At 74.5% G+C, this 21,879-nt stretch carries 24 protein-coding genes; 18 read left to right on the top strand and 6 right to left on the bottom strand.

Annotated elements, in window-relative coordinates; translation table 11 throughout:
- Nucleotides 1–15 precede the first annotated feature (15 nt).
- The 3 genes from ACL02O_RS16635 (at nucleotide 16) to ACL02O_RS16625 (ending at nucleotide 3,456) form a co-directional block, all read left to right on the top strand.
- Nucleotides 16–882 (top strand): hypothetical protein, encoded by an 867-nt coding sequence (locus tag ACL02O_RS16635; RefSeq protein WP_412818984.1) that lies wholly within the window; start codon nucleotides 16–18, stop codon nucleotides 880–882.
- Nucleotides 883–1,021: 139 nt separating this feature from the next.
- Complete coding sequence (locus tag ACL02O_RS16630; RefSeq protein ID WP_412818983.1) at nucleotides 1,022–2,497, top strand: MinD/ParA family ATP-binding protein; 1,476 nt, start codon at nucleotides 1,022–1,024, stop codon at nucleotides 2,495–2,497.
- 47 nt (nucleotides 2,498–2,544) lie between these two features.
- The gene (locus ACL02O_RS16625) at nucleotides 2,545–3,456 is read left to right on the top strand and encodes a DUF2567 domain-containing protein (RefSeq protein ID WP_412818982.1); all 912 of its coding nucleotides are present in this window, start codon (nucleotides 2,545–2,547) and stop codon (nucleotides 3,454–3,456) included.
- On the opposite strand, the gene ACL02O_RS16620 is transcribed toward ACL02O_RS16625, so the two are convergent.
- Nucleotides 3,422–4,126: an LON peptidase substrate-binding domain-containing protein gene (locus tag ACL02O_RS16620; RefSeq protein ID WP_412818981.1), complete on the bottom strand. Its 705-nt coding sequence runs from the start codon at nucleotides 4,124–4,126 to the stop codon at nucleotides 3,422–3,424. The two genes, ACL02O_RS16625 and ACL02O_RS16620, sit on opposite strands and share 35 nt — an antisense overlap.
- A gap of 107 nt (nucleotides 4,127–4,233) precedes the next feature.
- On the opposite strand from ACL02O_RS16620, the gene hisD reads away from it, so the two are divergent.
- From hisD to hisF, 12 genes are all read left to right on the top strand, one after another.
- Nucleotides 4,234–5,556 carry a histidinol dehydrogenase gene (gene hisD / locus ACL02O_RS16615; RefSeq protein WP_412818980.1) on the top strand — a complete coding sequence of 441 codons (1,323 nt, stop codon included), beginning with the start codon at nucleotides 4,234–4,236 and terminating at the stop codon, nucleotides 5,554–5,556.
- Nucleotides 5,553–6,629, top strand: coding sequence for a histidinol-phosphate transaminase (locus ACL02O_RS16610; protein ID WP_412818979.1), 1,077 nt, complete (start codon nucleotides 5,553–5,555; stop codon nucleotides 6,627–6,629). The genes hisD and ACL02O_RS16610 overlap by 4 nt, the downstream gene beginning before the upstream one ends.
- The gene (hisB, locus tag ACL02O_RS16605) at nucleotides 6,626–7,237 is read left to right on the top strand and encodes an imidazoleglycerol-phosphate dehydratase HisB (protein ID WP_412818978.1); all 612 of its coding nucleotides are present in this window, start codon (nucleotides 6,626–6,628) and stop codon (nucleotides 7,235–7,237) included. The genes ACL02O_RS16610 and hisB overlap by 4 nt, the downstream gene beginning before the upstream one ends.
- Complete coding sequence (locus ACL02O_RS16600) at nucleotides 7,237–7,407, top strand: hypothetical protein (protein ID WP_412818977.1); 171 nt, start codon at nucleotides 7,237–7,239, stop codon at nucleotides 7,405–7,407. Before hisB ends, ACL02O_RS16600 begins: the two co-directional genes overlap by 1 nt.
- Nucleotides 7,407–8,030 (top strand): imidazole glycerol phosphate synthase subunit HisH, encoded by a 624-nt coding sequence (gene hisH / locus ACL02O_RS16595; protein WP_412818976.1) that lies wholly within the window; start codon nucleotides 7,407–7,409, stop codon nucleotides 8,028–8,030. The genes ACL02O_RS16600 and hisH overlap by 1 nt, the downstream gene beginning before the upstream one ends.
- 94 nt (nucleotides 8,031–8,124) lie before the next feature.
- Nucleotides 8,125–8,448: a hypothetical protein gene (locus tag ACL02O_RS16590; protein ID WP_412818975.1), complete on the top strand. Its 324-nt coding sequence runs from the start codon at nucleotides 8,125–8,127 to the stop codon at nucleotides 8,446–8,448.
- Between the two features lie 16 nt (nucleotides 8,449–8,464).
- A complete protein-coding gene (gene priA / locus ACL02O_RS16585; RefSeq protein ID WP_412818974.1) occupies nucleotides 8,465–9,193 on the top strand; it encodes a bifunctional 1-(5-phosphoribosyl)-5-((5-phosphoribosylamino)methylideneamino)imidazole-4-carboxamide isomerase/phosphoribosylanthranilate isomerase PriA in 729 nt (242 codons plus the stop codon).
- On the top strand, nucleotides 9,190–9,603 hold the full coding sequence (locus ACL02O_RS16580; RefSeq protein WP_412818973.1) for a RidA family protein: 414 nt from the start codon (nucleotides 9,190–9,192) through the stop codon (nucleotides 9,601–9,603). The genes priA and ACL02O_RS16580 overlap by 4 nt, the downstream gene beginning before the upstream one ends.
- Before the next feature lie 127 nt (nucleotides 9,604–9,730).
- Nucleotides 9,731–10,177, top strand: coding sequence for a MarR family winged helix-turn-helix transcriptional regulator (locus ACL02O_RS16575; RefSeq protein ID WP_412818972.1), 447 nt, complete (start codon nucleotides 9,731–9,733; stop codon nucleotides 10,175–10,177).
- Between the two features lie 5 nt (nucleotides 10,178–10,182).
- Nucleotides 10,183–10,608, top strand: coding sequence for an organic hydroperoxide resistance protein (locus ACL02O_RS16570; protein ID WP_412819021.1), 426 nt, complete (start codon nucleotides 10,183–10,185; stop codon nucleotides 10,606–10,608).
- Nucleotides 10,605–11,603, top strand: a complete 999-nt coding sequence (locus ACL02O_RS16565; RefSeq protein WP_412818971.1) for an NADP-dependent oxidoreductase — start codon at nucleotides 10,605–10,607, stop codon at nucleotides 11,601–11,603. The genes ACL02O_RS16570 and ACL02O_RS16565 overlap by 4 nt, the downstream gene beginning before the upstream one ends.
- Nucleotides 11,604–11,676: 73 nt before the next feature.
- Nucleotides 11,677–12,444, top strand: coding sequence for an imidazole glycerol phosphate synthase subunit HisF (hisF, locus tag ACL02O_RS16560; RefSeq protein WP_412818970.1), 768 nt, complete (start codon nucleotides 11,677–11,679; stop codon nucleotides 12,442–12,444).
- Between the two features lie 6 nt (nucleotides 12,445–12,450).
- Here the strand turns inward: hisF and ACL02O_RS16555 are convergent, their stop codons facing one another.
- Together ACL02O_RS16555 and yczE are read right to left on the bottom strand one after the other, a co-directional pair.
- The gene (locus ACL02O_RS16555) at nucleotides 12,451–12,912 is read right to left on the bottom strand and encodes a hypothetical protein (protein ID WP_412818969.1); all 462 of its coding nucleotides are present in this window, start codon (nucleotides 12,910–12,912) and stop codon (nucleotides 12,451–12,453) included.
- Nucleotides 12,913–13,082: 170 nt separating this feature from the next.
- Complete coding sequence (gene yczE / locus ACL02O_RS16550) at nucleotides 13,083–13,751, bottom strand: membrane protein YczE (RefSeq protein ID WP_412818968.1); 669 nt, start codon at nucleotides 13,749–13,751, stop codon at nucleotides 13,083–13,085.
- Nucleotides 13,752–13,809: 58 nt separating this feature from the next.
- On the opposite strand from yczE, the gene yczR reads away from it, so the two are divergent.
- The 3 genes from yczR to ACL02O_RS16535 all read left to right on the top strand — a co-directional run bounded on the left by yczR (nucleotide 13,810) and on the right by ACL02O_RS16535 (nucleotide 18,025).
- The gene (yczR, locus tag ACL02O_RS16545) at nucleotides 13,810–15,267 is read left to right on the top strand and encodes a MocR-like transcription factor YczR (RefSeq protein ID WP_412818967.1); all 1,458 of its coding nucleotides are present in this window, start codon (nucleotides 13,810–13,812) and stop codon (nucleotides 15,265–15,267) included.
- A gap of 75 nt (nucleotides 15,268–15,342) precedes the next feature.
- Nucleotides 15,343–16,662, top strand: coding sequence for a low temperature requirement protein A (locus ACL02O_RS16540; RefSeq protein WP_412818966.1), 1,320 nt, complete (start codon nucleotides 15,343–15,345; stop codon nucleotides 16,660–16,662).
- Between the two features lie 49 nt (nucleotides 16,663–16,711).
- Complete coding sequence (locus ACL02O_RS16535; RefSeq protein ID WP_412818965.1) at nucleotides 16,712–18,025, top strand: low temperature requirement protein A; 1,314 nt, start codon at nucleotides 16,712–16,714, stop codon at nucleotides 18,023–18,025.
- A gap of 84 nt (nucleotides 18,026–18,109) precedes the next feature.
- Here the strand turns inward: ACL02O_RS16535 and ACL02O_RS16530 are convergent, their stop codons facing one another.
- From ACL02O_RS16530 to ACL02O_RS16520, 3 genes are all read right to left on the bottom strand, one after another.
- Nucleotides 18,110–19,936 carry an AMP-dependent synthetase/ligase gene (locus tag ACL02O_RS16530; RefSeq protein WP_412818964.1) on the bottom strand — a complete coding sequence of 609 codons (1,827 nt, stop codon included), beginning with the start codon at nucleotides 19,934–19,936 and terminating at the stop codon, nucleotides 18,110–18,112.
- Nucleotides 19,937–20,077: 141 nt separating this feature from the next.
- Nucleotides 20,078–21,028, bottom strand: coding sequence for a terpene synthase family protein (locus ACL02O_RS16525; protein WP_412818963.1), 951 nt, complete (start codon nucleotides 21,026–21,028; stop codon nucleotides 20,078–20,080).
- A gap of 126 nt (nucleotides 21,029–21,154) precedes the next feature.
- Nucleotides 21,155–21,784: a TIGR03085 family metal-binding protein gene (locus ACL02O_RS16520; protein WP_412818962.1), complete on the bottom strand. Its 630-nt coding sequence runs from the start codon at nucleotides 21,782–21,784 to the stop codon at nucleotides 21,155–21,157.
- Between the last annotated feature and the right edge of the window lie 95 nt (nucleotides 21,785–21,879).

Raw genomic sequence — 21,879 nt, 5'->3', positions numbered from 1 at the left:
CCCGAGGGAAAGCACGTGCCCCCCGACGTACCGCCGCGTCCGTCCCGGTCCAACCCGCTCACCTGGATCGCGCTCGGCTGCGCGTTGCTGGTCCTGATCGTCGCCGTGCTGCAGCGGCGGGACGAGCCGGTCGGGGACCGGACGGTCGGGGAGGTCACCCGGGTGGGCGTGGCCGACGGCGACGCCATCCCGGCCTACCTGCGCACCGCCGCCGACCAGTTGGCCCGGCTCGACGCCGCGTCGCCCGGCAGTTGGGCCCTGGTCTCGTTCGCCCGGTACCTGACCCCGGCGCAGACGGCCACCGCGCTGGGCGGGACGCCGGTCTCCGCGGTGGTCGCCCGGGTGCCGCTGCCCGGGCGGCAGACGGAGATCGTCCGGCTCGCCGCGATGCGGCTGCCCGACGACGTGGTCGCCGGGATGGCCGAGCTGGCCGACCGCAAGGACCGGGAGGCCGCCGACTACCGGGCGCGCGCCGCCGCCCCGGCGGCCTCCGCCGATCCGGGGCTGCGCCGGGTGTACGGCACGGGGGCGTCGGTCTCGTCCCGGGAGGCGGCCGCCTACCGGGCGGGCTGCGCCTGCGTGTACGCCGCGGTGGTGCGGGACGCCCCGGACGCCTTGCGGGCCCTGGCCACCCGCCCCGCCGTGCGTGGGGTGGACCCGGCGCCGGAGGTCCGGCGGCTGGACCGCACGGTGTTCACGCCACCGCTGCCCGAGCAGCGGGACGTGGCCCGGCCGCCGGTCGACAGCGGGCTGGCCGAGCCGACCCCGCGCCCCGGAATGGGCGATTCGTCGGAAGCCGCACCGACGGTGAGTGGACCGTCACCGGATGGTGGTGGGCCCGTGGCGGGTGCCGGACCGCCCAACCCCGCTCCCACCTCCTGAGACGTGCCCGCCGCGGGCGGCGGCCCGATCCGGCGGTGAGGAGAGCCACCAGGCGATGTGCGAACCTGGGTGTGGTCCGAATAGGGTTTCGTTCGTAGCCTGTCAGGCGGAGATCGATGGGCTGGGGGAGGGCGAAGCCTTGGACGGCAGCGAGACCGGCTGGGGTCGGCAGGCAGAGCCGGCGCCGAGGTGGCGGGCGCTGCTCGACCGGGCGCGGCTCAGTGGCCGCGGCGCGGAGCAGGCCGAGGCGGAGCGTCGGGCCGAGGAACGCCCGCCGCCGCCCGGCGAGCCACTGCCACGGCGGGCCGCCGGCAACGGCTGGACCGGCCGGGCGCAGCCGCCCGGGCAGCCGACCGAGCCGGTGTACGGCGGCGAGCAGTCCTACCGGGTCGAGGCGACCTACCGGGTGGAGCCGGCCTACCGGCTCGAACCGGAGTATGGCGGCGAGCCGTCCTACCGGGCGGAGCCCGCGTACCGCAGCGAGCCGGAGCAGCGCGCGGACCGGCCCTGGCAGGCCGAGCCGGCCTACCGGCAGGACTACCCGGAGCCCGAGGCGCGTGGCCGGGGCACCGCCTCCGTCGACTCCCGGTACGCGCTGCTCGACAACGGCTACCGGCCGGAGCCACCGCCGGCGGAGTCCCGGTACGCGCTGCTGGAACGGGGCCGGTACCGGCCGGAAACCCTCCCGGCGCCGGAGCCGACCTACCCCGAGCCGGTCGCGCCCGTCCCGACGTACCAGCCCGCCGAGGGCTACCCGGCCCGGGTGGAGCCGGCCCGGGTCGAGTGGCGCGCCTCCGAGCCGGAGAGCGAGCTGGAGCGGGCCGTCGCGGTGCTCCGGCGCGAGCTGGGCGGCCCCCGGGTGCTCGCCTTCGCCAACCCGAAGGGCGGGGTGCACAAGACCACCGCCACCGTGCTCGGCGCCGCCACCGTGGGCAGCGTCCGCGGGCGCGGGGTGCTCGCCTGGGACGACAACGAGCTGCGCGGCACCCTCGGCCTGCGCGCCGGCAGCGCCCGGCACGCCCGCACCGTCCGGCACCTGGTCCAAGACCTCGCGCAGATCGAGATCCTGGAGGGCAACACCCTGCTGGAGCGCCTCGACGACTACCTGCGGCACGCCTCCGACGGCTCGTACGACGTGCTCGCCGGCGAGGAGAGCCCGCGGTTCGCCCAGCGGCTCGACCAGTTCACCGTCAAGCGGGTGCTGGAGCTGCTGCGGCGGACCCACGAGGTGGTCTGCGTGGACACCGGCAACAACGTGGAGAGCCCGAACTGGCGGACCGTCATGCAGGCCGCCGACCAGCTCGTGGTGACCACCGTGCCGCGCGAGGACGCCGCGTTCAGCGCGGACTGGATGCTCGACCTGCTGCACGAGGTCGGGATGGGCGAGCTGGCCGACAACGCCGTCACCCTGATCTCCTGCCCGACCCCGGGGCGCAGTGCGCTCCAGGACGACCTGGAGCGGCACTTCGCCACCCGCACACGGGCGGTCGCGGTGGTGCCCTACGACCCGGCCCTGGAGACCGGCTCGTCGATCGAGTACCACCAGCTCCAGGCCGAGACCCGGCAGGCGTGGCTCAAGGCCGCCGCGGTGATGCTGGAACCGTTCGTCCGCTGACCGCCACCGCCGCCCCGCGCCGGCCCGTCGCCTGAGAGGATCACCGGGTGAGTCCGGACACCCCTGATCCCGAGCGGGCCGCCGACCGTCCCGGCGCACCCGGTGCCGCCGACCGCCCGGCCGGCGGTCCGGAGCCCTCCGCCCGCCCCACGCCGCCGCCCGACCGGCCCGCCGCCGGGGCGGACGGGGCCGGGACCGAGCTGCCCGACTGGCCGGCCGGCCTGCCGGTGCCCGCCGGCACCCCGGTCACCGCGCCCGGCGCGGACCCGCTCGCCGGGTACCCGGGCCTGGTCGGCACGGCACCCGCCGCCGCACGGCCCACCGGCCGGCTCCGCGCGGTCGGGACCACCCTGGCCGTCGCGCTGCTGGTGAGCGTGCTGGGCGCGCCGCTGGGCCTGCTCTGGGCAAAGGTGGCACCGGACACCCCGGTGCAGAAGACCGCCGAGGGTGCGATCTACGTCACGCCGCAGCCGGAGCAGCCGATCGCCGCCGACGGCTGGTTCAGCCTGCTCGGACTCGGCTTCGGAGTGCTCGTGGCGATCGCGCTCTGGTTCCTGCTGCGTCGCCGGCGCGGGCCGCTCGGGCTGGTCGCCGGGGCCCTCGGCGGGATCGGCGCGGCGGTGGTGGCCTGGCAGGTGGGCCGCCGGATCGGGCTGGACACGTACCACCGGCTGCTGGCCGGCGCCCCGGCCGGGACAGCCTTCACCAAGCCGGCCGACCTGCGCGCCGGCGGGATCGACTGGTACGGCCTGCTGCCCGTGCCGCACGGCAACCTGCTGCTGCCGGCGTTCGGCGCGGCGGTGACGTACACCCTGCTGGCCGGCTGGTCGCGGTGGCCGTCGCTGCGCCCGGAGCCGGAACTCGACGCCGGCTGGCCGCCGCCCGGTCCGGAGTCCGGTGGCTGGCCGCCGGCCGGCCCGGGGATCAGTTCGGCGCCGGGGGACCGGCCAGCTCGCTGAGCGGCACCGGCACGGCCCGGACCTGGCGCAGCAGGGCAGCCTCCCGGCTGAGCAGCCGCAGCTCGGCGCGGAGCCGGGCGGCGGTGTCGTCGATGGCGAGCAGCCGCTGCCGGTCGGCGACGGTCAGCGCGGCGGTGGCGGCGACCAGGTGCGACAGCACGGTCGGGTCCTCCGGCAACTGCTCGGAGATCTCCTGCGGGTCCGGCCGGACGAGGCTCAGGTACTGCCGGAACACCGAGATCACCCGGGCGGCGAGCAGGTCGGCCACCTCGTCCGTGCCGGCCGGTTCGGGCAGCCACTCCACCTCGGCGGTCAGGTACGGCGCGGCACCGGAGTCGACCCCGGCGACGCGGAACCGGCGCCGCCCCACCGTGACGATGTCGTACCCGCCGTCGGCCAGCTCGGTGACCTGCCGCAGCTCGGCGGTGCAGCCCACCTCGTGCAGCGTGACCTCCCCGCCACCGAGCGTGGGCCGGCTCGGCGGCCCGGCCGGGGCCACCTCCCAGCCGGCCCGGATCGCCACCACCCCGAACTCGCGGGGCGCGCCCTCGGGCAGCCCGACCAGGTGGCGCACCAGCGCCCGGTAGCGCTCCTCGAAGATGTGCAGCGGGAGGACCAGCCCGGGAAAGAGGACCGTCCCCAGCGGGAACACCGGCAGCCGTGCGGTCACGGGTCCGAGCGTATCCCGATCTCGCCCGCCCGGCGTGTCCCGGCTCACCGTCCCGGCGTACGGGCGGCGCGGGCCGGGCGGCGGACCGGCCGCCTAGACTCGCAAGGGTGCTGAATCGGATCGACCTGCGCGGCGGGGTGCCCGACCCGCGCCGCCTGCTGCCCCGTGCCCAGCTCGACGTCTCCGTGGCCGTCGAGCGGATCCGTCCCCTCGTGGAGGCGGTCCGGGAGCATGGGTACCCGGCGATCCGGGAGGCGAGTGAACGGTTCGACGGCATCTCCCCCGAGCGCCTGCGGGTGCCGCTGGCGGCGATCAGGGCGGCCGAGGGGACGCTCGACCCGCAGGTCCGGGCGGCGTTGCTGGAGTCGATCACCCGGGCCCGCAAGGTGCACGCCGACCAGCGCAGGATCGACCACACCACCCAGGTGGTGCCCGGCGGCACGGTGACCGAGCGCTGGGTGCCGGTCGACCGGGTCGGTCTGTACGTCCCCGGCGGCCTGGCCATGTACCCGTCGACAGTGGTGATGAACGTGGTCCCCGCCCAGGTGGCCGGGGTGCGCTCGCTGGTGGTGGTCAGCCCGCCCCAGAAGGACATCGGCGGCCTGCCCGACCAGCGGGTCCTCGCCGCCTGCGCGCTGCTCGGCGTCGACGAGGTCTACGCGGTCGGCGGCGCCCAGGCGGTCGCGATGCTGGCGTACGGGTCGACCGTCGACCCGGACGGCGCCGAGCGCTGCGATCCGGTCGACATGATCACCGGCCCGGGCAACATCTGGGTCACCGCCGCCAAGCGGCTGCTGCGCGGTGTGGTCGGCATCGACGCCGAGGCCGGACCCACCGAGATCGCCATCCTCGCCGACGACACCGCCGACCCGGCGCACGTCGCCGCCGACCTGATCAGCCAGGCCGAGCACGACCCCCTCGCGGCCAGCGTGCTGGTCACCCCGTCGGTGGCGCTCGCCGACGCGGTCGACGTGGAGCTGGCCCGGCAGGTGCCGGCGGCCAAGCACACCGAGCGGATCGCCACCGCGCTCGGCGGCGAGCAGAGCGGCGTCGTCCTGGTCGACGACCTCGCGGCGGGGCTGCAGGTGGTCGACGCGTACGCGGCCGAGCACCTGGAGATCCAGACGGAGCGCGCCCGCGAGTGGGCGCTGCGGGTCCGCAACGCCGGGGCGGTCTTCGTGGGGGCCTGGTCGCCGGTGTCGCTCGGCGACTACTGCGCCGGCTCCAACCACGTGCTGCCCACCGGCGGCTGCGCCCGGCACTCCTCCGGGCTGTCGGTGCAGTCCTTCCTGCGCGGCATCCACCTGGTGGAGTACAGCCAGGACGCGCTGCGCGAGGTCGCCCCGCACGTGGTGACCCTGGCCGGGGTCGAGGACCTGCCGGCGCACGGGCGGGCGGTCAGCGTGCGCTTCCCGGGGGAGAGCTCGTGACCACCCTCGGTGACCTGCCGATCCGGGACGACCTGCGGGGCCTGAAGCCGTACGGGGCGCCGCAGCTCGACGTGCCGGTCCGGCTGAACACCAACGAGAACTCCTACCCGGTGCCCGACGCGGTGGTGGACGCCCTCGGCAAGGCCCTGGCGGCCGAGCTGCGCGACCTCAACCGTTACCCGGACCGGGACGCGGTGGCGCTCCGTGCCGACCTGGCGGCGTACCTGGGCCACGGGCTCACCGTCGACCAGGTCTGGGCGGCGAACGGCTCCAACGAGATCCAGCAGCAGCTGCTCCAGGCGTTCGGCGGCCCGGGGCGTACCGCGCTCGGCTTCACCCCGGCCTACTCGATGCACCCGCTGCTGGCGCTCGGCACCGGCACCGGTTGGATCCCGGCCGCCCGGGGCGCAGACTTCGGCCTCACCGCCGACGAGGCGGTCGCCCAGGTCCGCACGCACCGGCCCGACGTGGTCTTCCTCTGCTCGCCGAACAACCCGACCGGCACCGCGCTCGACCCGGCTGTGGTCGCCGCCGTGCTGGACGAGGCGCCCGGCATGGTCGTCGTGGACGAGGCGTACGCCGAGTTCGCCCGGCCCGGCACGGTCAGCGCGCTCGCCGTGCTGCCCGGCCACCCCCGGCTGGTGGTCACCCGGACGATGAGCAAAGCGTTCGGCTTCGCCGGCGGACGGCTCGGCTACCTGGCCGCCGACCCGGCGGTGGTGCAGGCGGTGCAGCTCGTCCGGCTGCCGTACCACCTCTCCGCGCTCACCCAGGCTGCCGCCCGCGCGGCCCTCGCGCACCGCGACGCCCTGCTCGGCGCCGTCGTCGCGATCATGGAGCAGCGGGACCGGATCGTGGCCGAGCTGCGCGCCCGGGGCCACCGGGTCGCCGACAGCGACGCCAACTTCGTGCTCTTCGAGGTCGGCGGCGACCAGGCCGGCGCCTGGCGCACCCTGCTCGACGCCGGCGTGCTGGTCCGCGACGTCGGCCTGCCCGGCTGGCTGCGGGTCACCGCCGGTACCCCCGCCGAGACCGACGCCTTCCTGTCCGCCATGGAGAAGCTGCCATCATGAGCCGTACTGCCCGGATCGAGCGGGTCACCAAGGAGACCAAGGTCCTCGTCGAGATCGACCTCGACGGCACCGGCAAGGCCGACATCGAGACCGGCGTCGGCTTCTACGACCACATGCTGAACCAGATCGCCCGGCACGGCGGCTTCGACCTGACCGTGCACACCATGGGCGACCTGGAGATCGACGCCCACCACACGATGGAGGACACCGCGCTCGCCCTGGGCGCCGCGTTCGACCGGGCGCTGGGGGACAAGGCCGGCATCCGGCGGTACGGCTCGGCCACCGTCCCGATGGACGAGGTGCTGGTCCGGGCCGCCGTCGACCTCTCCGGCCGGCCGTACGTGGTGCACGACGAGCCGGCGCTCGCGCCGTACATCGGCCCGGTCTATCCGACCAGCATGACCCGGCACATCTGGGAGTCCTTCGGCCAGGCGGCCCGGATCACCCTGCACGTGGACGTGCTGCGCGCGGCCCGTCCCGGCGGCCACCCAGACGCCCACCACGTGGTCGAGGCCCAGTTCAAGGCGGTCTCCCGGGCGCTGCGCGAGGCCAGCGGGATCGACCCGCGCAACGCGGGCGTGGTGCCCAGCACGAAGGGCGCGCTCTGATGGGCCAGATCCTGCCGATGCTGCTGCTGATCCTGGCCGGGCTGCTGGTCGGTGGCGCGTGGTCGCTGTACAAGCAGGGCGCGTCGCGCCCGGCGGTGGTGGTCACCGGGCTGCTGGCCGCGCTGGCCACCGCCGGCGGACTGCTCTGGCTGCTACCGGTGGAGGGCTGATGGGTAAGCGTGTCGTGGTGCTCGACTACGGCTCGGGCAACCTGCGGTCGGCCGAGCGCGCCCTGGAGCGGGTCGGCGCGGCCGTCACCGTCACCGACGACCTGACCGCCGCCGCCGGGGCCGAGGGCCTGGTGGTGCCGGGCGTCGGTGCCTTCGCCGCCTGCATGGCCGGGATCGAGGCGCTCGGCGCGGGCCCGGTCATCGCCGAGCGGGTCGCCGCCGGTCGCCCGGTGCTCGGCATCTGCGTCGGCATGCAGGTGCTCTTCGAACACGGCGAGGAGCACGGGGTGGTGACCAAGGGGCTCGGGCTGCTGCCCGGCGGCGTGACGAGGCTGCCCGCCGAGCGGCTACCGCACATGGGCTGGAACACCGTGCACGCCCCGGCGGGCTCGGTGCTCTTCGCCGGGCTGCCGTACGACGCCCGGTTCTACTTCGTCCACTCGTACGGGGTGACCGACTTCGCCGGCCTGACCGCCGGGGGCGCGGCGGTGACGACGGCGGAGCACGGCACCGAATTTGTCGCCGCGGTGGAGCGGGGTCCGCTCTCGGCGGCCCAGTTCCATCCGGAGAAGTCGGCCGACACCGGCGCCGTCCTGCTGCGCAACTGGCTCGCCGCCCTGTGAGCGCGAGGAGTGAGCCGGGTTTGCGAGCCCCGCAGTCGCTCACCCAGGCTGGCCCTGTGAGCGCGAGGAGTGAGCCGCCGGCCGTGGTGGTCCGGTGAGCAAGGAGCGGGCCCGACGTCGGGAGGCCCGGCAGGCCCAGGCGGCGGCCGAGCGCGCCGCCCGCGCCCGCAAGGCGGCCCGCCGGCAGCGGCGCCGTGCTCTGGTCCGCCGACTGACCCCGACGCTGCGCCGGGGGCGGACCGGCCGGCTGAACCGGCACACCCGGGGCGAGCGGGCGGCGATCGTGCTGCTCACCGGGGCGGCGCTGGCCGGCATCTGGAGTTTCGTCGACGACCTGGCGCTGCGGCTTGCGCTGGTCGTGCTGTTGCTGCTGGTCCTGCCGGCGATCGTGGTGATCGCCCTGGACCGTCGTACCTGAACCGAGGAGGAGAGTCTTGAGCCTCACCCTGTTGCCCGCCGTGGACGTCGCCGACGGCCAGGCCGTCCGGCTCGTGCAGGGCGCCGCCGGCAGCGAGACCGCGTACGGCGAACCGCTGGAGGCGGCCCTGGCCTGGCAGTCCGACGGCGCGGAGTGGATCCACCTGGTCGATCTGGACGCCGCGTTCGGTCGGGGCTCCAACGCCGCCCTGCTCGCCGACGTGGTGGGCAGGTTGGACGTCAAGGTGGAGCTCTCCGGCGGGATCCGCGACGACGCGTCGCTGCGGGCCGCCCTGGGCACCGGCGCGGCCCGGGTGAACATCGGCACCGCCGCTCTGGAGGACCCGGAGTGGTGCGACCGGATCTGTGGCGAGTACGGCGACCGGGTGGCGATCGGGCTGGACGTGCGCGGGCGTACCCTCGCCGCGCGTGGCTGGACCCGTGACGGCGGCGACCTGTACGAGGTGCTGGCGCGCCTGGACAAGGCCGGCGCCTCCCGCTACGTCGTCACGGACATCACCAAGGACGGCACCATGCGCGGCCCGAACCTGGATCTGCTGCGTGCGGTCTGCGCCGTCACCGACGCCCCGGTGATCGCCTCGGGGGGCGTCTCGACCCTGGACGACCTGCGCGCCCTGGCCACCCTGGAGCAGGTTGGCGTGGAGGGTGTGATCGCCGGCAAGGCGCTGTACGCGGGGGCCTTCACGGTCGCCGAGGCGCTCGCCGCCCTGCGGGCCGCGGCGTGACGACCGTCGAGAGTGAAGGGCCGAGCGTCGTCCGCCTCGGCTCAGGTGGCCCCTGGGAGGCCGGGTACGGCTACTCCCGGGTGGTCCGGGTGGGGAACCTGGCGATCACCGCGGGCTGCACCGCCACGGTCGACGGCGCGGTGGCGCACGTCGGGGACGCGGCGGCGCAGACCGCCCAGGCGCTGCGGATCGGCCTGGACGCGCTGGCCGAGGTGGGGGCGGGGCCGGCGGACGTGATCCGGACCCGGATGTACGTGACCGATCGGATGTACGCCGACGAGGTGGGTCGGGCGCACAACGCGGTGTTCGGGGCGGTCCGCCCGGTGGCGACCATGGTGGTGGTGGCCGGCCTGATCGACCCGGACCACCTGGTCGAGGTCGAGCTGGAGGCCTGGCTTCCCGAAGGCTGACCGACCCGGGGACCGCGCCGCGCCGCCAGCGGCGGTCGGGGTCGGAATCACCGCGGGGGTGGTGGCCGTGGTCACGTCGCGGCCGAATGAATTGTGCACAACTTAATTGTGCGCTACGGTTCGGGGCGTGACCGATGACCTGGTGCTGCGCCGGCAGGTGTGCTTCGCCCTCTACGCGGCGTCGCGCGCCCTCACCGACGTCTACCGGCCCATCCTCGACGAGTTCGGGCTGACCTACCCGCAGTACCTGGTGCTGCTGGTGCTCTGGGAGCGCGGCGACGACGCCCCCACGGTCTCCGAACTCGGCGCCCAGCTCCGGCTGGATTCCGGCACGCTCTCCCCGCTGCTCAAGCGGTTGGAGGCGGCGGGCTTCGTGGTGCGCAACCGCGCCGCGCGGGACGAGCGCCGGGTCGAGGTGGGCCTCACCACGCAGGGGCGGGCCCTGCGGGAGCGGATGGACGAGGTGCCGCTGCGGGTGGCCCGCGCGACCGGCCTCACCGAGGCCGAGCTGGTCGCCCTCCGCGACACCCTCACCCGGGTCACCGAGACGATCCACCGACAGAAGGAGCAGTGACCACCATGCAGGCGCTCTACACCGCGTCGGCCCGGGCGACCGGGGACGGCCGGGACGGCCACGTCCGTACCTCGGACGGCACCCTGGACCTTGACCTGGCCATCCCGAAGGAGATGGGCGGCGCCGGCGGCGCGGCCAACCCGGAACAGCTCTTCGCCGCCGGCTACGCGGCCTGCTTCCACTCCGCGCTGCGGCTGGTCGCCCGCCGGGCGAAGGTGGACGTCTCCGGCTCGGTCGTGGAGGCCGAGGTGGGTATCGGCCCGAACGGCAGCGGCGGCTTCGGGCTGGCCGTCACGCTGGTCGTGGACCTGCCCGCCGTCGAGCGGACCGCCGCCGAGCAGCTCGTGGAGCAGGCTCACCAGGTCTGCCCCTACTCGAACGCGACCCGGGGAAACATCGAGGTCGCCCGCACCGTCCGGGAGTCGCTGTGACCACCAACCGTGAGATCCACCTGGCGTCGCGCCCGCAGGGCTGGCCGACCGCGGACAACTTCCGCCTCGTCACCTCCGAGGTGCCGACCCCGGGTCCCGGCCAGATCGTGGTCCGCAACCGGTTCATCTCGGTCGACCCCTACATGCGCGGCCGGATGAACGACGTGAAGTCGTACGTGCCGCCGTTCCAGCTCGACGCCCCGCTCGACGGCGGCGCGATCGGCGAGGTGGTGGCCGGCGAGGCCGACGGCGTCAAGCCCGGCGACACCGTCCTGCACGGTCTCGGCTGGCGCGAGTACGCGCTGGTCGACGCCAAGGCGGCCCGCAGGGTCGACCCGAACCTGGCGCCGGTGAGCGCGTACCTGAGCGTGCTGGGTATGACCGGGCTCACCGCGTACGCCGGCCTGCTCGAGGTGGCGGCCATGAAGCCCGGCGAGACGGTCTTCGTCTCCGGCGCGGCCGGCGCGGTGGGCAGCATGGTCGGCCAGATCGCCAAGCTGCGCGGCGCGGGCCGGGTGATCGGCAGCGCCGGCTCCCCGGCCAAGGTCGAGCGGCTGAAGGCGCTCGGCTTCGACGCCGCCTTCAACTACCACGACGGCCCGGTCTCCGAGCAGCTCCGGGCCGCCGCGCCGGACGGCGTCGACGTGTACTTCGACAACGTCGGCGGCGAGCACCTGGAAGCCGCCATCGGCGCGATGAACCTGCACGGCCGGGCCGCCATCTGCGGCATGATCGCGCAGTACAACGCCACCGAGCCGCCCGCCGCACCGCGCAACCTGGCGCTGGTGATCGGCAAGCGGCTCACCCTGCGCGGCTTCCTGGTGGGTGACCACGGCCACCTGCGCGAGCAGTTCGTCCAGGAGATGGCCGGCTGGCTGCGCGACGGCAAGATCTCGTACGACGAGACGGTGGTCGACGGCATCGAGAACGCCCCGGAGGCGTTCCTCGGCATGCTGCGCGGCGAGAACCTGGGCAAGATGCTCGTCCGGGTGTGACCCCGGCCTCGTTCCCGGCGGCCGGCCCCCTCGGGCCGGCCGCCGGGCCGTACGCGTTGGATAGGCTCGCGACATGACGGTGGCGGTACGGGTGATCCCCTGTCTGGACGTGGACGCCGGACGGGTGGTCAAGGGGGTCAACTTCCTCGACCTGCGCGACGCCGGTGACCCGGTGGAGCTGGCCGCGGCCTACGACCGTGCCGGCGCCGACGAGCTGACCTTCCTCGACGTCACCGCCTCCTCGAGCGACCGGGGGACCATGCTCGACGTGGTCCGCCGCACCGCCGAGTCGGTCTTCATCCCGCTCACCGTCGGTGGCGGCATCCGGCAGGTGGCCGACGTCGACACGTTGCTGCGGGCCGGCGCGGACAAGGTCGGCGTGAACACGGCCGCCATCGCCCGTCCCGGGCTGATCGCCGAGATCGCCGACCGGTTCGGCCGGCAGGTGCTGGTGCTCTCCCTCGACGTGCGGCGGGCCCCGGCCGGCACCACGTCCAGCGGCTTCGAGGTGACCACCCACGGCGGGCGCCGGGGCACCGGCCTGGACGCGGTGCAGTGGGCGGCGCGCGGCGCCGAGCTGGGCGCGGGGGAGATCCTGCTCAACTCGATGGACGCCGACGGCACCAAGAGCGGCTTCGACCTGTCGCTGATCCAGGCCGTCCGGCAGGTCGTCGACGTGCCGGTGATCGCCAGCGGCGGGGCCGGCGAGGTGGCGCACTTCCCGCCGGCCATCGGCGCGGGCGCCGATGCGGTGCTCGCGGCCAGCGTCTTCCACTTCGGCGAGCTGACCGTCGGCGAGGTCAAGGACGCCCTGCGCAGCGCCGGCCACCCGGTCCGCTGACCGGCGTCAGGAGCCGCTGGCGCGGCCCTCGGGGGAGCGGCGTGGCATCGGGATCGAGCGGACGACATACTCCTGCACCGCGGCGGCGTGGTCGTCCTCGTCGAGGCTCCAGTCGGACTCACCCGGGATGTGCCGCCGGCTGAGCACCCCCTGCACGGTGTCCACCATGGTCCCCACCCCGGCGCTGGGCCGGGTACGCCAGAGCCGCTCGCCGTCCGGGGTGATCCGGAACCAGCCGTCGGCGACACTGACCAGACCGGCGCCGACCAGCCGACGGACCGCCGTCTCCAGCTCGTGCCGCTCGGGAATTGACCGGTTGAGGTGGTCGGCGGTGGAGAGGACGTCAGTCAGGCGTACGCCCTCGGGCCGGCGTGTGGAGGCCGATCGGCGGTGCCGGCCGGCACCGCTGGCGATCACCAGCGAGACGAAGATCCAGGCGTCGGTCCAGCGCCATCCGTTCTCCCCCATGCAGGAATGATGCCCGGCGTCGACGGCGGAGAAAACACCCGGTTTCGGCCTCGGACGTCGCCGCAGCTCAGCGGGCTGGCCGCCGTCCCACCCCGTGGCGGTCGGCTGTCCCGTCGGTCACCCTGCGTGCCCGGACCGGGTTTCGCCGGCGGCCCGGGGAGCCGCCCCGGTCAGGCCAGCTCACCGGCCGCGGGCGCGGCGCAGCCGACCACCGGCTCGGGCGTGGCCGGCCGCGGGGGCACCGCGAAGAGCGGGATGAACAGTTGCGCGAGGGGCCCGATGGCCAGCGCGTACGCGACGGTGCCGAGGCCGACCGTGCCGCCGAGCAGCCAGCCGAGGGCCAGCACGGTGACCTCGATGGCGGTCCGGACCAGCCGGATCGAGCGGCCGGGGCGGCGGGCGACGTACCCGGTCATCAGCCCGTCGCGCGGGCCGGGGCCGAGCGCCGCGCCCAGGTAGAGGCCGGTGGCGGCGCCGTTGGCGACGATCCCGACGAGCAGCAGCCCGATCCGGACCGGCAGCCCGCTCCCGGTCGGCAGCAGGGCCAGGGTGGCGTCCACCACCAGGCCGATCACCACGACGTTGCTGACCGTGCCGAGGCCGGGCCGCTGTCGCAGCGGGATCCAGAGCAGCAGGACCAGCGCGCCGACGGCGATGGTGACCGTGCCGATGGAGAGCCCGGTCTGCCGGGCCACGCCCTGGTGGAAGACGTCCCACGGGTCGAGGCCGAGCCCGGACCGCACCATCAGCGCCATGCTGACGCCGTAGAGGGTGAGTCCCGCGTAGAGCTGGGTCAGCCGCCGGGCGGGCCGGTACCGGAGATTGCCAATCGCTGCCATACATGCCACCCTAGGGGCCAATATGAGCGTCGACAGAGCCAATTCGGGAGGCGTGGCCATGACGAGTCAGGTGCGCGGCGTCCAATTGGCTCGGCTCCTCGGTCAGTGGCACGCTCTCCCGGGCCGTCGGCGCAGCCCCGACTACGCCGCGCTAGCCGCCGCCGTGCGGGGCCTGCTCGCCGACGGCCGGCTCCCCCTCGGGGTGCGACTGCCGGCCGAGCGGGAGCTGGCCGAGGCGCTGCGGATCAGCCGGACCACGGTCACCGCCGCCTACCGGGAACTGCGTGAGAGCGGCCACCTGGCCAGCCGGCGGGGTGCCGGGAGCTGGACCATGCTGCCGGGCACCCACCGGATGGCCAGCACCGGGCTCTGGACCCCGCTGGACGACCGGGACATGATCGATCTCGGGGTGGCCGCGCTCGCCGCGCCCCCGCAGCTTTTGTCGGCGGCCCGGACCGCCGCCGAGGACCTGCCGCGCTACCTGGGCGGGGCCGGCTACCACCCGACCGGCATCATCGAGCTGCGCGAGGCGGTGGCCTGCTCGTACACCGCGCGCGGGCTGCCGACCAGTCCCGAACAGATCATGGTCACCAGCGGCACCCAGCACGCACTGGACCTGGTGCTGCGGCTGGCCCTGTCGCCCGGCGGCGGGGTGCTGGTGGAGTCGCCGACCTACCCCAACGCGCTCGCCGCACTGTCGGCCCGGCGGGCCCGGATCACCACCCACGGACTCGCCACCGACGGCGTCGGCTGGGACGCCGACCTGCTGCTGGGCAGTATCCGGCAGGGCCGGCCCAAGGTGGCGTACCTGATCCCGGAGTTCCAGAACCCCACCGGGCACCTGATGGCGACCGAGCTGCGCGAGCGGCTCGTCGGCGCCGCCCACGCGGCCGGTACCGACCTGGTCATCGACGAGTCCTTCGTGGACCTGCCGCTGGACGGCACCGAGCTGCCGCCGCCGGTCGCGACGTTCGACCGGCACTCCCGGGTGATCAGCATCGGCGGGATGAGCAAGCCGTACTGGGGTGGGCTGCGGATCGGCTGGGTGCGGGCGTCCGCGCCGCAGGTGCAGCGGCTCGCCGCCGCCCGGGTTGGCGTCGACATGTCCAGCCCGGTGCTCGACCAGCTCGTCGCGGTGCACCTGCTCGCCGACGCGCCGGCCATCGTGGCCGCCCGGCGGACCCAGCTCGCCGCCCAGCGGGACGCCCTCGTCGCCGCGCTCGCCGAGCGGCTGCCCGACTGGCGGGTCACCGCGCCGCGCGGCGGCGTCACGCTCTGGGCGGAGCTGGACGGCCCGATCTCCAGTGCGCTGGCCCGCGCCGCCGAGGAGGTCGGCGTACGCCTGGCACCCGGGCCCCGGTTCGGCCTGGACGGCACCCTCGAGCGGTTCCTCCGGCTGCCCTTCACGCTGCCCGCCACGGACCTGGTCGAGGCCGTCGGGCGGCTCGCCGCAGTCCGCTACGACCTGGACCGGACCGGCCGTCCGCAGTGGCGGGAGCCCTCGGTCATCGCCTGACCGCGGCGGGGTGGGACGACGGCGCACGCCGCGCGGGGACACCGGGCGGTGCGCCGGGCTGCCACACTGTCCGCCGTGACTGACGGGACGCGGCGCGCGGCGCGGATGCGGGTGATGACCGAGGGCGCCTCGGTCACTCCCCTCGAACTCTTCTTCGACCTGGTCTTCGTCTACGCGCTCACCCAGGTGACCGCGCTGATGGCGGCCGACCTGACCGGGCCCGGGCTGGGCCGGGGCCTGCTGGTGCTGGCCCTGCTCTGGTGGTGCTGGTGCTGCTACGCCTGGCTCGGGAACACGGTCCGGGCCGACGAGGGCGTGGTCCGGGTGGTCCTGTTCGCGGTGATGGGCACCATGTTCGTGGTCGCCGCGACCATCCCGGAAGCCTTCGTCGACCTGCCCGGCGGGTTGCCCGGTCCGGTCGTCTTCGCCTCCTGCTACCTGGTCGTCCGGGTGTTGCACCTGGTCATCTACTGGCACGCCGCCCGGGGTGACGACGGCCTGCGCCGGCAGCTGCTGCGGGCCGCCCTGCCGATGCTGGGCGGGGCGCTCCTGCTGTTCACCGCGGCGCTGCTGCCCCAGCAGCTCACCGACGACCCGGGCCGGATCGTCGCGCTGCGGACCCTGCTCTGGGTGCTCGCCCTCGCCGTCGACTACGCCGGCATCATGGCCATCGGGGCGGCGGGCTGGCAGATCTACTCGGCCGCGCACTGGACCGAGCGACACGGTCTGATCATCATCGTGGCGCTGGGCGAGTCCCTGGTCGGGATCGGCGTCGGGATCACCGCGCTGCCGATCTCGTGGCCGATCATCGTGGCGTCCTTCCTCGGCGTGGCGGTGGCCGCCGCACTGTGGTGGGCGTACTTCGACGTGGTGTCGATCGCCGCCGAGCGGGTGCTGACCCGCGCGCAGGGCGCCGAACGGGCCGCGCTCGGCCGAGACTCCTACACCTACCTGCACCTGCCGATGGTCACCGGGATCATCCTGCTCGCGCTCGGGTTCAAGAAGGTGCTCGCCTACGTCGGGGACGGCACCCACCACCGGCTCGCCGATCCGCTGCACGGGCTGGGACTGCTCGCCCTCTACGGCGGGGTGATCCTCTACCTGCTCGGCCACCTGGGGTTCCGGCTGCGCAACATGGGCTCGGTCAACTGGCCCCGGCTGGTGGCCGCCGTGCTGCTGGTGGTGCTCGTGCCGGTGGCCGACCGCCTGCCGGCGCTGGCCGCCCTGGCGCTGCTCGCGCTCGTCGTCGTCGGGATGGTGGTCGCCGAGGTGGTGCTCTTCGGCGCGGCCCGCCGGTCGCTGCGCGACGACTTCCTCGACGAGCACGGCGCCGGCGGTCCACCCGGCCGCCGGGCTCCCTCCGAGGCCGGCCCACGCTCGCGGTCCGGGACCTGAGCTGCCCGGATCCGGCTTCCGCCGGGCCGCCGGCTGACAGACTGCGCGGATGGGGAACGGTGTCGGGGGGCGGTGGCCGAATCTCGTCCAGCGCGCCGCGCCCGGCTCCCGGACCACCCGGCTGGAGCTCTTCTTCGACCTGGTGTTCGTCTTCGCGTTCATCAACGTCACCAGCCTGACCGCCACCGACCCGACCCCGCTGAAGCTGTACCGCGGCCTGCTGGTGCTGGCCCTGCTCTGGTGGTGCTGGACCGGCTTCGCCCGGGCCGGCAACGCCGTCCGCGGCGACCAGGGTCTGCTGCCGGTGATCGGCTTCGTCACCGTCACCGCGACCTTCCTGCTGGTGCTGAGCATCCCGGGGTCGTTCGTCGACACTCCGGGTGGCCTGTACGGCCCGCTGGTCTTCGCCGGCTGCTACTTCGTGATCCGGGCGGTCCAGCTCACGGTCTTCGCCTGGGTGGATTGGGGCGACCCGGTCCGGCGTCGCTCCCTGCTGCCGCGGGCCGCGCTGCCGGTGACGAGCACGGCGTTGCTGGTGGCGGCGGGCACGGTGCCGCAGCGGCTAAGTGACCAGACGTTGGCCGTGGTGGTCCAGTTGGCCCTCTGGACCGTGGCGCTGCTGGTCGAGTACGTGGGCGGGGTGACGCTGGGGCGGTCCTGGTGGGTGGTGCTCTCGGCCGGGCACTGGGCGGAGCGGCACGCGCTGATGGTCCTGATCGCGCTCGGGGAGTCGATCATCGCGCTCGGCCTGGGCGCGCGGTTCTTCACCCAGCTGCCGCTGACCCTGCCGGTGGTGGTCGGGGCCGTGCTCGCCATCATGGTCATCGCGACGCTCTGGTGGGCGTACTTCGACACCCTGGCGGCCGCCATCGAGCAGACGCTGCACCACGCCCGCGACCCGGCCACCCGGCTGCGCCTGACCCGGGACGTGTACACCTTCCTGCACCTGCCGATGATCGCCGGGATCATCTTCTTCGCCCTGACCCTCAAGGACCTGCTCGCCGAGGCGGCCCAGGCGGGCAGTCCGCCGTGGGGCGTGCCGCTGGGCGGCTTCTGGGTCAGCGTCTTCTACGGCGGGGTGGCGCTCTATCTGCTCAGCATCGCCGGCTGCGCGTTCCTCGCGCTGCACGTGGTGCGCCGGCCGCTGGTGGTGGCCGTGCTGGTGCTGGTCGTCGCGGCCCCGCCGGCCGCCCTGCTGCCGGAACTGGTCGCCCTCGGCCTGCTGGCGGTCATCACCCTCGTCGCCGTGGCGGCCGAGACAATGAGCGAGAAGGGCCTGCGGCGGCGGGCGCGGCGGCTCGCGCTGGAGGAGCAGCGCGCCGCCGAGGTGGATCTGAGCCGGTGGCGTCGACGCCACCTGTGAACCGGGATCGGCCGGCGGCCCGGAAACGCACCGGCGGCCGTGCCCCGGGACGGTGGGGCACGGCCGCCGGACGGCGCGGGACCGCTACAGCTCGGCGAGGGTGCCGGTGTACATCTGCTCGATCTCGGTGGCGAAGTTGCTCTCCACGCTCCGGCGCTTGATCTTGAGCGACGGGGTGATCTCGCCGTCCTCGATGGTGAGATCGCGAGAGAGGACACTCACCTTCTTGATGGTCTCCCAGCGATTGAGCTTGGCGTTGAGCTCCGCCACGTAGCCGTCCACCATCTCCTGTGCCTGCGGCGACGTGACGATGTCGGTGTAGTCGCGGCCATCGAGGGGCCCGCCGGCGGCCCAGCCCTTGATCGCGTCCGGGTCGAGGGTGACCAGCATGGTGCAGTAGTTGCGCGCCTGCCCGATCACCACCGCCTGGGAGGTGTACGGGCAGATGGCCTTGAACATGCCCTCGATGTGCGACGGCGCGATGTACTTGCCGCCCGAGGTCTTGACCAGGTCCTTCTTCCGGTCGGTGATACGCAGGTAACCGTCGTCGTCGAGGCTGCCGATGTCCCCGGTGCGGAAGAAGCCGTCCTCGGTGAAAGCGGCGGCGGTCTCCGCGGGCAGGTTGTGGTAGCCCCGCATCACCGGGCGCCCGCGTACCAGGATCTCGCCGTCGCTGTCGATCCGGCACTCCAGGTCGCCCATCGCCCGGCCCACCGTACCGATGCGCAGCCCGTCCGGCGGGTTGACGAAGTTGCCCGCGCTGGTCTCGGTGAGGCCGTACCCCTCGGAGATGGGCAGGTTCGCGGCGGCGAAGAACGTGGCGATCTCCTTGCTCAGCGGCGCCGCCCCGGAGACCAGCACCCGGATCCGGCCGCCGAGCCGGGACTGGAGCTTGCTGAAGACCAGCTTCTCGGCCAGCGCGTACTTCAGCCGCAGCCCGGTCGGCACCGGCCTGCCCGCCTGCTCCAGCGCGACCTTCTCCTTGCCCACCGCGACGCCCCAGGCGAAGATCTTGGCCTTCGCGCCGCCGGCGTCCTGGGCCGTGGTGACCGCCCTGTTGTAGACCTTCTCGAAGACCCGGGGCGCGCCGCACATCAGCGTCGGCCGGACCACCCCGAGCAGGTCGACCAGCCTGTCCACCCGGCCGTCGACGTACGTGGGCAGGCCGACGTGGGTGGCCCCGCAGAGCAGCGTCTTGCCGAACGAGTGGGACAGCGGCAGCCAGAGGTACTGGAGGTCGTCGGGGTGCAGCAGACCCAGTTCGGCCTGCGCCACGCCCTCCCAGCACCAGCCGCCGTGCAGCAGCTCGACGCCCTTGGGGCGGCCGGTGGTGCCCGAGGTGTAGATCAGGGTGGCCAGGTGGTCCGGGCCGATGCCGGCGACCAGCATGTCGATCAGGTCGGGCTCGTTCGCCAACGCCTGCGTCCCGCGCTCGGTCAACTCGGCCAGGGTGAGCTGCGGGACGGCGGCGGCCGGGTCGGGCTCCCCGTCGAAGAGCACCACGTGGGTGAGCGCCGGCAACGTGGCGCCGGCGATCTTCGCCGCCTGGGCCGGGTTCTCCGCGAAGAGCACCTTCGACCCGGAGTCGGCGATGATGTACGTCGCGTCCTCCGGCTCGGTGGTCGGGTAGACGGTGGTGGTGGCCCCGCCGGCGCACATGATGCCGAAGTCGGCGAGCACCCAGTCCAGCCGGGTGTTCGCCAGGATCGCCACCGGGTCCTCCAGGCCGACGCCGAGCCCGTGCAGCCCGGCCGCGACCGCTTTGGCGCGCTGCCCGACCTGTGCCCAGCTCAGCCAGACCGGTCCCGAGTCGTCGGGGGCGGGGTGAGCGAACGCGGGCCGGTCGGGGGTGTCCGCCACGCGCTTGAGGAACATGTCGGGGATGGAACGGTACGGTACATCGAGAGCCATCGTTGTAGCCGCCTTCAACGGTGGAGGGACGTGACGGGGGTCACGCCATTTTGCGGTTACCGAAGGGTATTGCCTGCACCGGGGCAGCGGCTAGCCCTCGTCACCTGCGACGAACCGGCTTCCCGGGACGTGGAACGCGACTCACGCGTACCGGGAAGCGGCCAGCGACCAGTCGTACGTGGCCCGAATCCAGTTGCGCCGGGTGGTCAGAAAGGCCCGGACCCACTCGTCGCCCGTCCCGGCGAACACCGCCTCCCGCTCCGCGTAGGCGGCGAGGCCGTCGTTGAACCGGGCGGCCGCCGCGCGCAGCGCGGCCCCCTCGTCCCGGCCGTCCTCGCCCACGATCGTGGCCACCAGGTTGTGCACGTCCGACGAGCGGTCCCGCTCCTTGCCGTAGGAGAAGATGTCGTTGCACCAGCAGACGAGGTCGGCGGCGAGGGCGTCCAGTGCGGCCAGCGTCGGGTCGGCCCGCCGGCCCGGACCCGGCAGGCCGTCATGGGTCAGGTCGGTCAGGGTGAAGCTGGGCCGGACGCCGCCGGTGTGCCGGCGCATCTGCACATACTCGGCCACCCCGGGCACTCGGCCGTGCTCCCGGTTGGCCGCCTCCCAGAGCAGCGCCAGCAGGTACTCGCGCAGCTGGCTGACCAGGCGCAGCAGCAGGGTCGGCCGCTGTCGGGCGCGAACCCGGCGACACAGGTCGTCGAGCGCGACACCGAGCGGCCCGGCGTCGACCGGCGCCGGCGCGTCCGGGTCGCCGTGCCGGTCGAGGACGTCCAGCAGCAGCGCCACCGTGGGTGCGAGCCGGGTCGGGCTGGCCCCCAACCCGTCCTCGTCGCAGGCGTCGTCCATCACGAACAGCCAGGAAATCAGGTCGGTGAGCAGGCGCAGCCGCTCCACCGGCGCGTCCGGGCAGGCCCGGCCGGCGAGTTCGGCCGGGTTGGCGCCGCCCAGCCGGCGCAGTCCGGCCCGGGTGTCCAGCAGGCCCAGCTCGCGTACCCATTCCCCGCTCTCGGCGGCGACCAGGTCCACGGCGGCGTGCCGACGTGCCGGGTAGGGGGGTTCGCGCAGTGCCGAGACGGCGAAGCTCCGCATCCGTGCTCCCTTGTCCCGCCGCCCGGGGTGTGGCGGCGGGCAGGAGCGTACGGCACCGGAAATCGTCCCCTGTCGTTGGGTGATGTCCCGTTTCACATTTTCCGATGACCGGTCCCGCACACCCGGTCAGAAGCCCAGGTCGGCCGCCCGCAACCGCTCGGCCGGCGCGGCCGGCCCGTCCACCTGCACCCGGGACACCCGCTGCCGGCCGGAGAGGAAGAGGGCCAGCTCGCCGGGCGCGCCCACCAGCCGCAGCCGCTCGCCGGTGCGCCCGACGGTGAGTTCGCCGAAGCCGGGCGCCTGCACCAGCAGCGCCGCCGGGAAGCGCCGCAACGCCATCCGGGCCAGCAGCGCGGCCCGCCGCCACAGCACCGCCTGCAGGCCGTCCGGCAGGTCGCGCGGCAGCCACCCCGGCCGGGCCCGGCGCACGTCCTCGTGATGGATGAAGAACTCCACGGTGTTCACCAGCTCGTCGGTGAGCGGATTGCTCAGCGGGCTCCACGCCGGCGGGCGACGGACCCGGGCCACCAGCTCCGCGTACGGCGTGGCGGCCACCCGGCGCCGGACCGCCTCGCCGTAGCGGCGCAGCGGCGGCAGCAGGATGCCGCCCGCGGCGTCCGGCCGGCGTTCCCGGACCAGCAGGTGCGCCGCCAGGTCGCGGGTGGTCCACCCCTCGTTGACCGTCGGCGCGTCCGGTCCCAGTTCCAGCAGCAGGTCGGCGAGCGCCTCGCGCTCCGATCGGGCGTACCGCGGCATCCCCCGATCGTAGGCGTGTCGCGGCCTGCCGGCGGAACCGGGGGGGGGGGGGGGGGGGGGGGGAGGGAAAAGGGGGGGGGGGGGGGGGGAAAAGA

Origin of the sequence: Micromonospora mangrovicola, from assembly GCF_047200535.1 — a bacterium.
Lineage (GTDB): Bacteria > Actinomycetota > Actinomycetes > Mycobacteriales > Micromonosporaceae > Micromonospora.
The sequence above is the reverse complement of the archived record's forward strand: the minus strand, read 5'-3'. Positions and strand labels throughout refer to the sequence as shown.

What these genes read in the sequence shown, in the direction of transcription:
- hisB (WP_412818978.1), top strand. Translation starts at nt 6,626, where the DNA reads ATGAGCCGTACTGCCCGGATCGAGCGGGTCACCAAGGAGACCAAGGTC.
- ACL02O_RS16600 (WP_412818977.1), top strand. Translation starts at nt 7,237, where the DNA reads ATGGGCCAGATCCTGCCGATGCTGCTGCTGATCCTGGCCGGGCTGCTG.
- hisH (WP_412818976.1), top strand. Translation starts at nt 7,407, where the DNA reads ATGGGTAAGCGTGTCGTGGTGCTCGACTACGGCTCGGGCAACCTGCGG.
- ACL02O_RS16570 (WP_412819021.1), top strand. Translation starts at nt 10,183, where the DNA reads ATGCAGGCGCTCTACACCGCGTCGGCCCGGGCGACCGGGGACGGCCGG.
- hisF (WP_412818970.1), top strand. Translation starts at nt 11,677, where the DNA reads ATGACGGTGGCGGTACGGGTGATCCCCTGTCTGGACGTGGACGCCGGA.
- ACL02O_RS16555 (WP_412818969.1), bottom strand. Translation starts at nt 12,912, where the DNA reads ATGGGGGAGAACGGATGGCGCTGGACCGACGCCTGGATCTTCGTCTCG.
- yczE (WP_412818968.1), bottom strand. Translation starts at nt 13,751, where the DNA reads ATGGCAGCGATTGGCAATCTCCGGTACCGGCCCGCCCGGCGGCTGACC.
- yczR (WP_412818967.1), top strand. Translation starts at nt 13,810, where the DNA reads ATGACGAGTCAGGTGCGCGGCGTCCAATTGGCTCGGCTCCTCGGTCAG.
- ACL02O_RS16535 (WP_412818965.1), top strand. Translation starts at nt 16,712, where the DNA reads ATGGGGAACGGTGTCGGGGGGCGGTGGCCGAATCTCGTCCAGCGCGCC.
- ACL02O_RS16530 (WP_412818964.1), bottom strand. Translation starts at nt 19,936, where the DNA reads ATGGCTCTCGATGTACCGTACCGTTCCATCCCCGACATGTTCCTCAAG.
- ACL02O_RS16525 (WP_412818963.1), bottom strand. Translation starts at nt 21,028, where the DNA reads ATGCGGAGCTTCGCCGTCTCGGCACTGCGCGAACCCCCCTACCCGGCA.
- ACL02O_RS16520 (WP_412818962.1), bottom strand. Translation starts at nt 21,784, where the DNA reads ATGCCGCGGTACGCCCGATCGGAGCGCGAGGCGCTCGCCGACCTGCTG.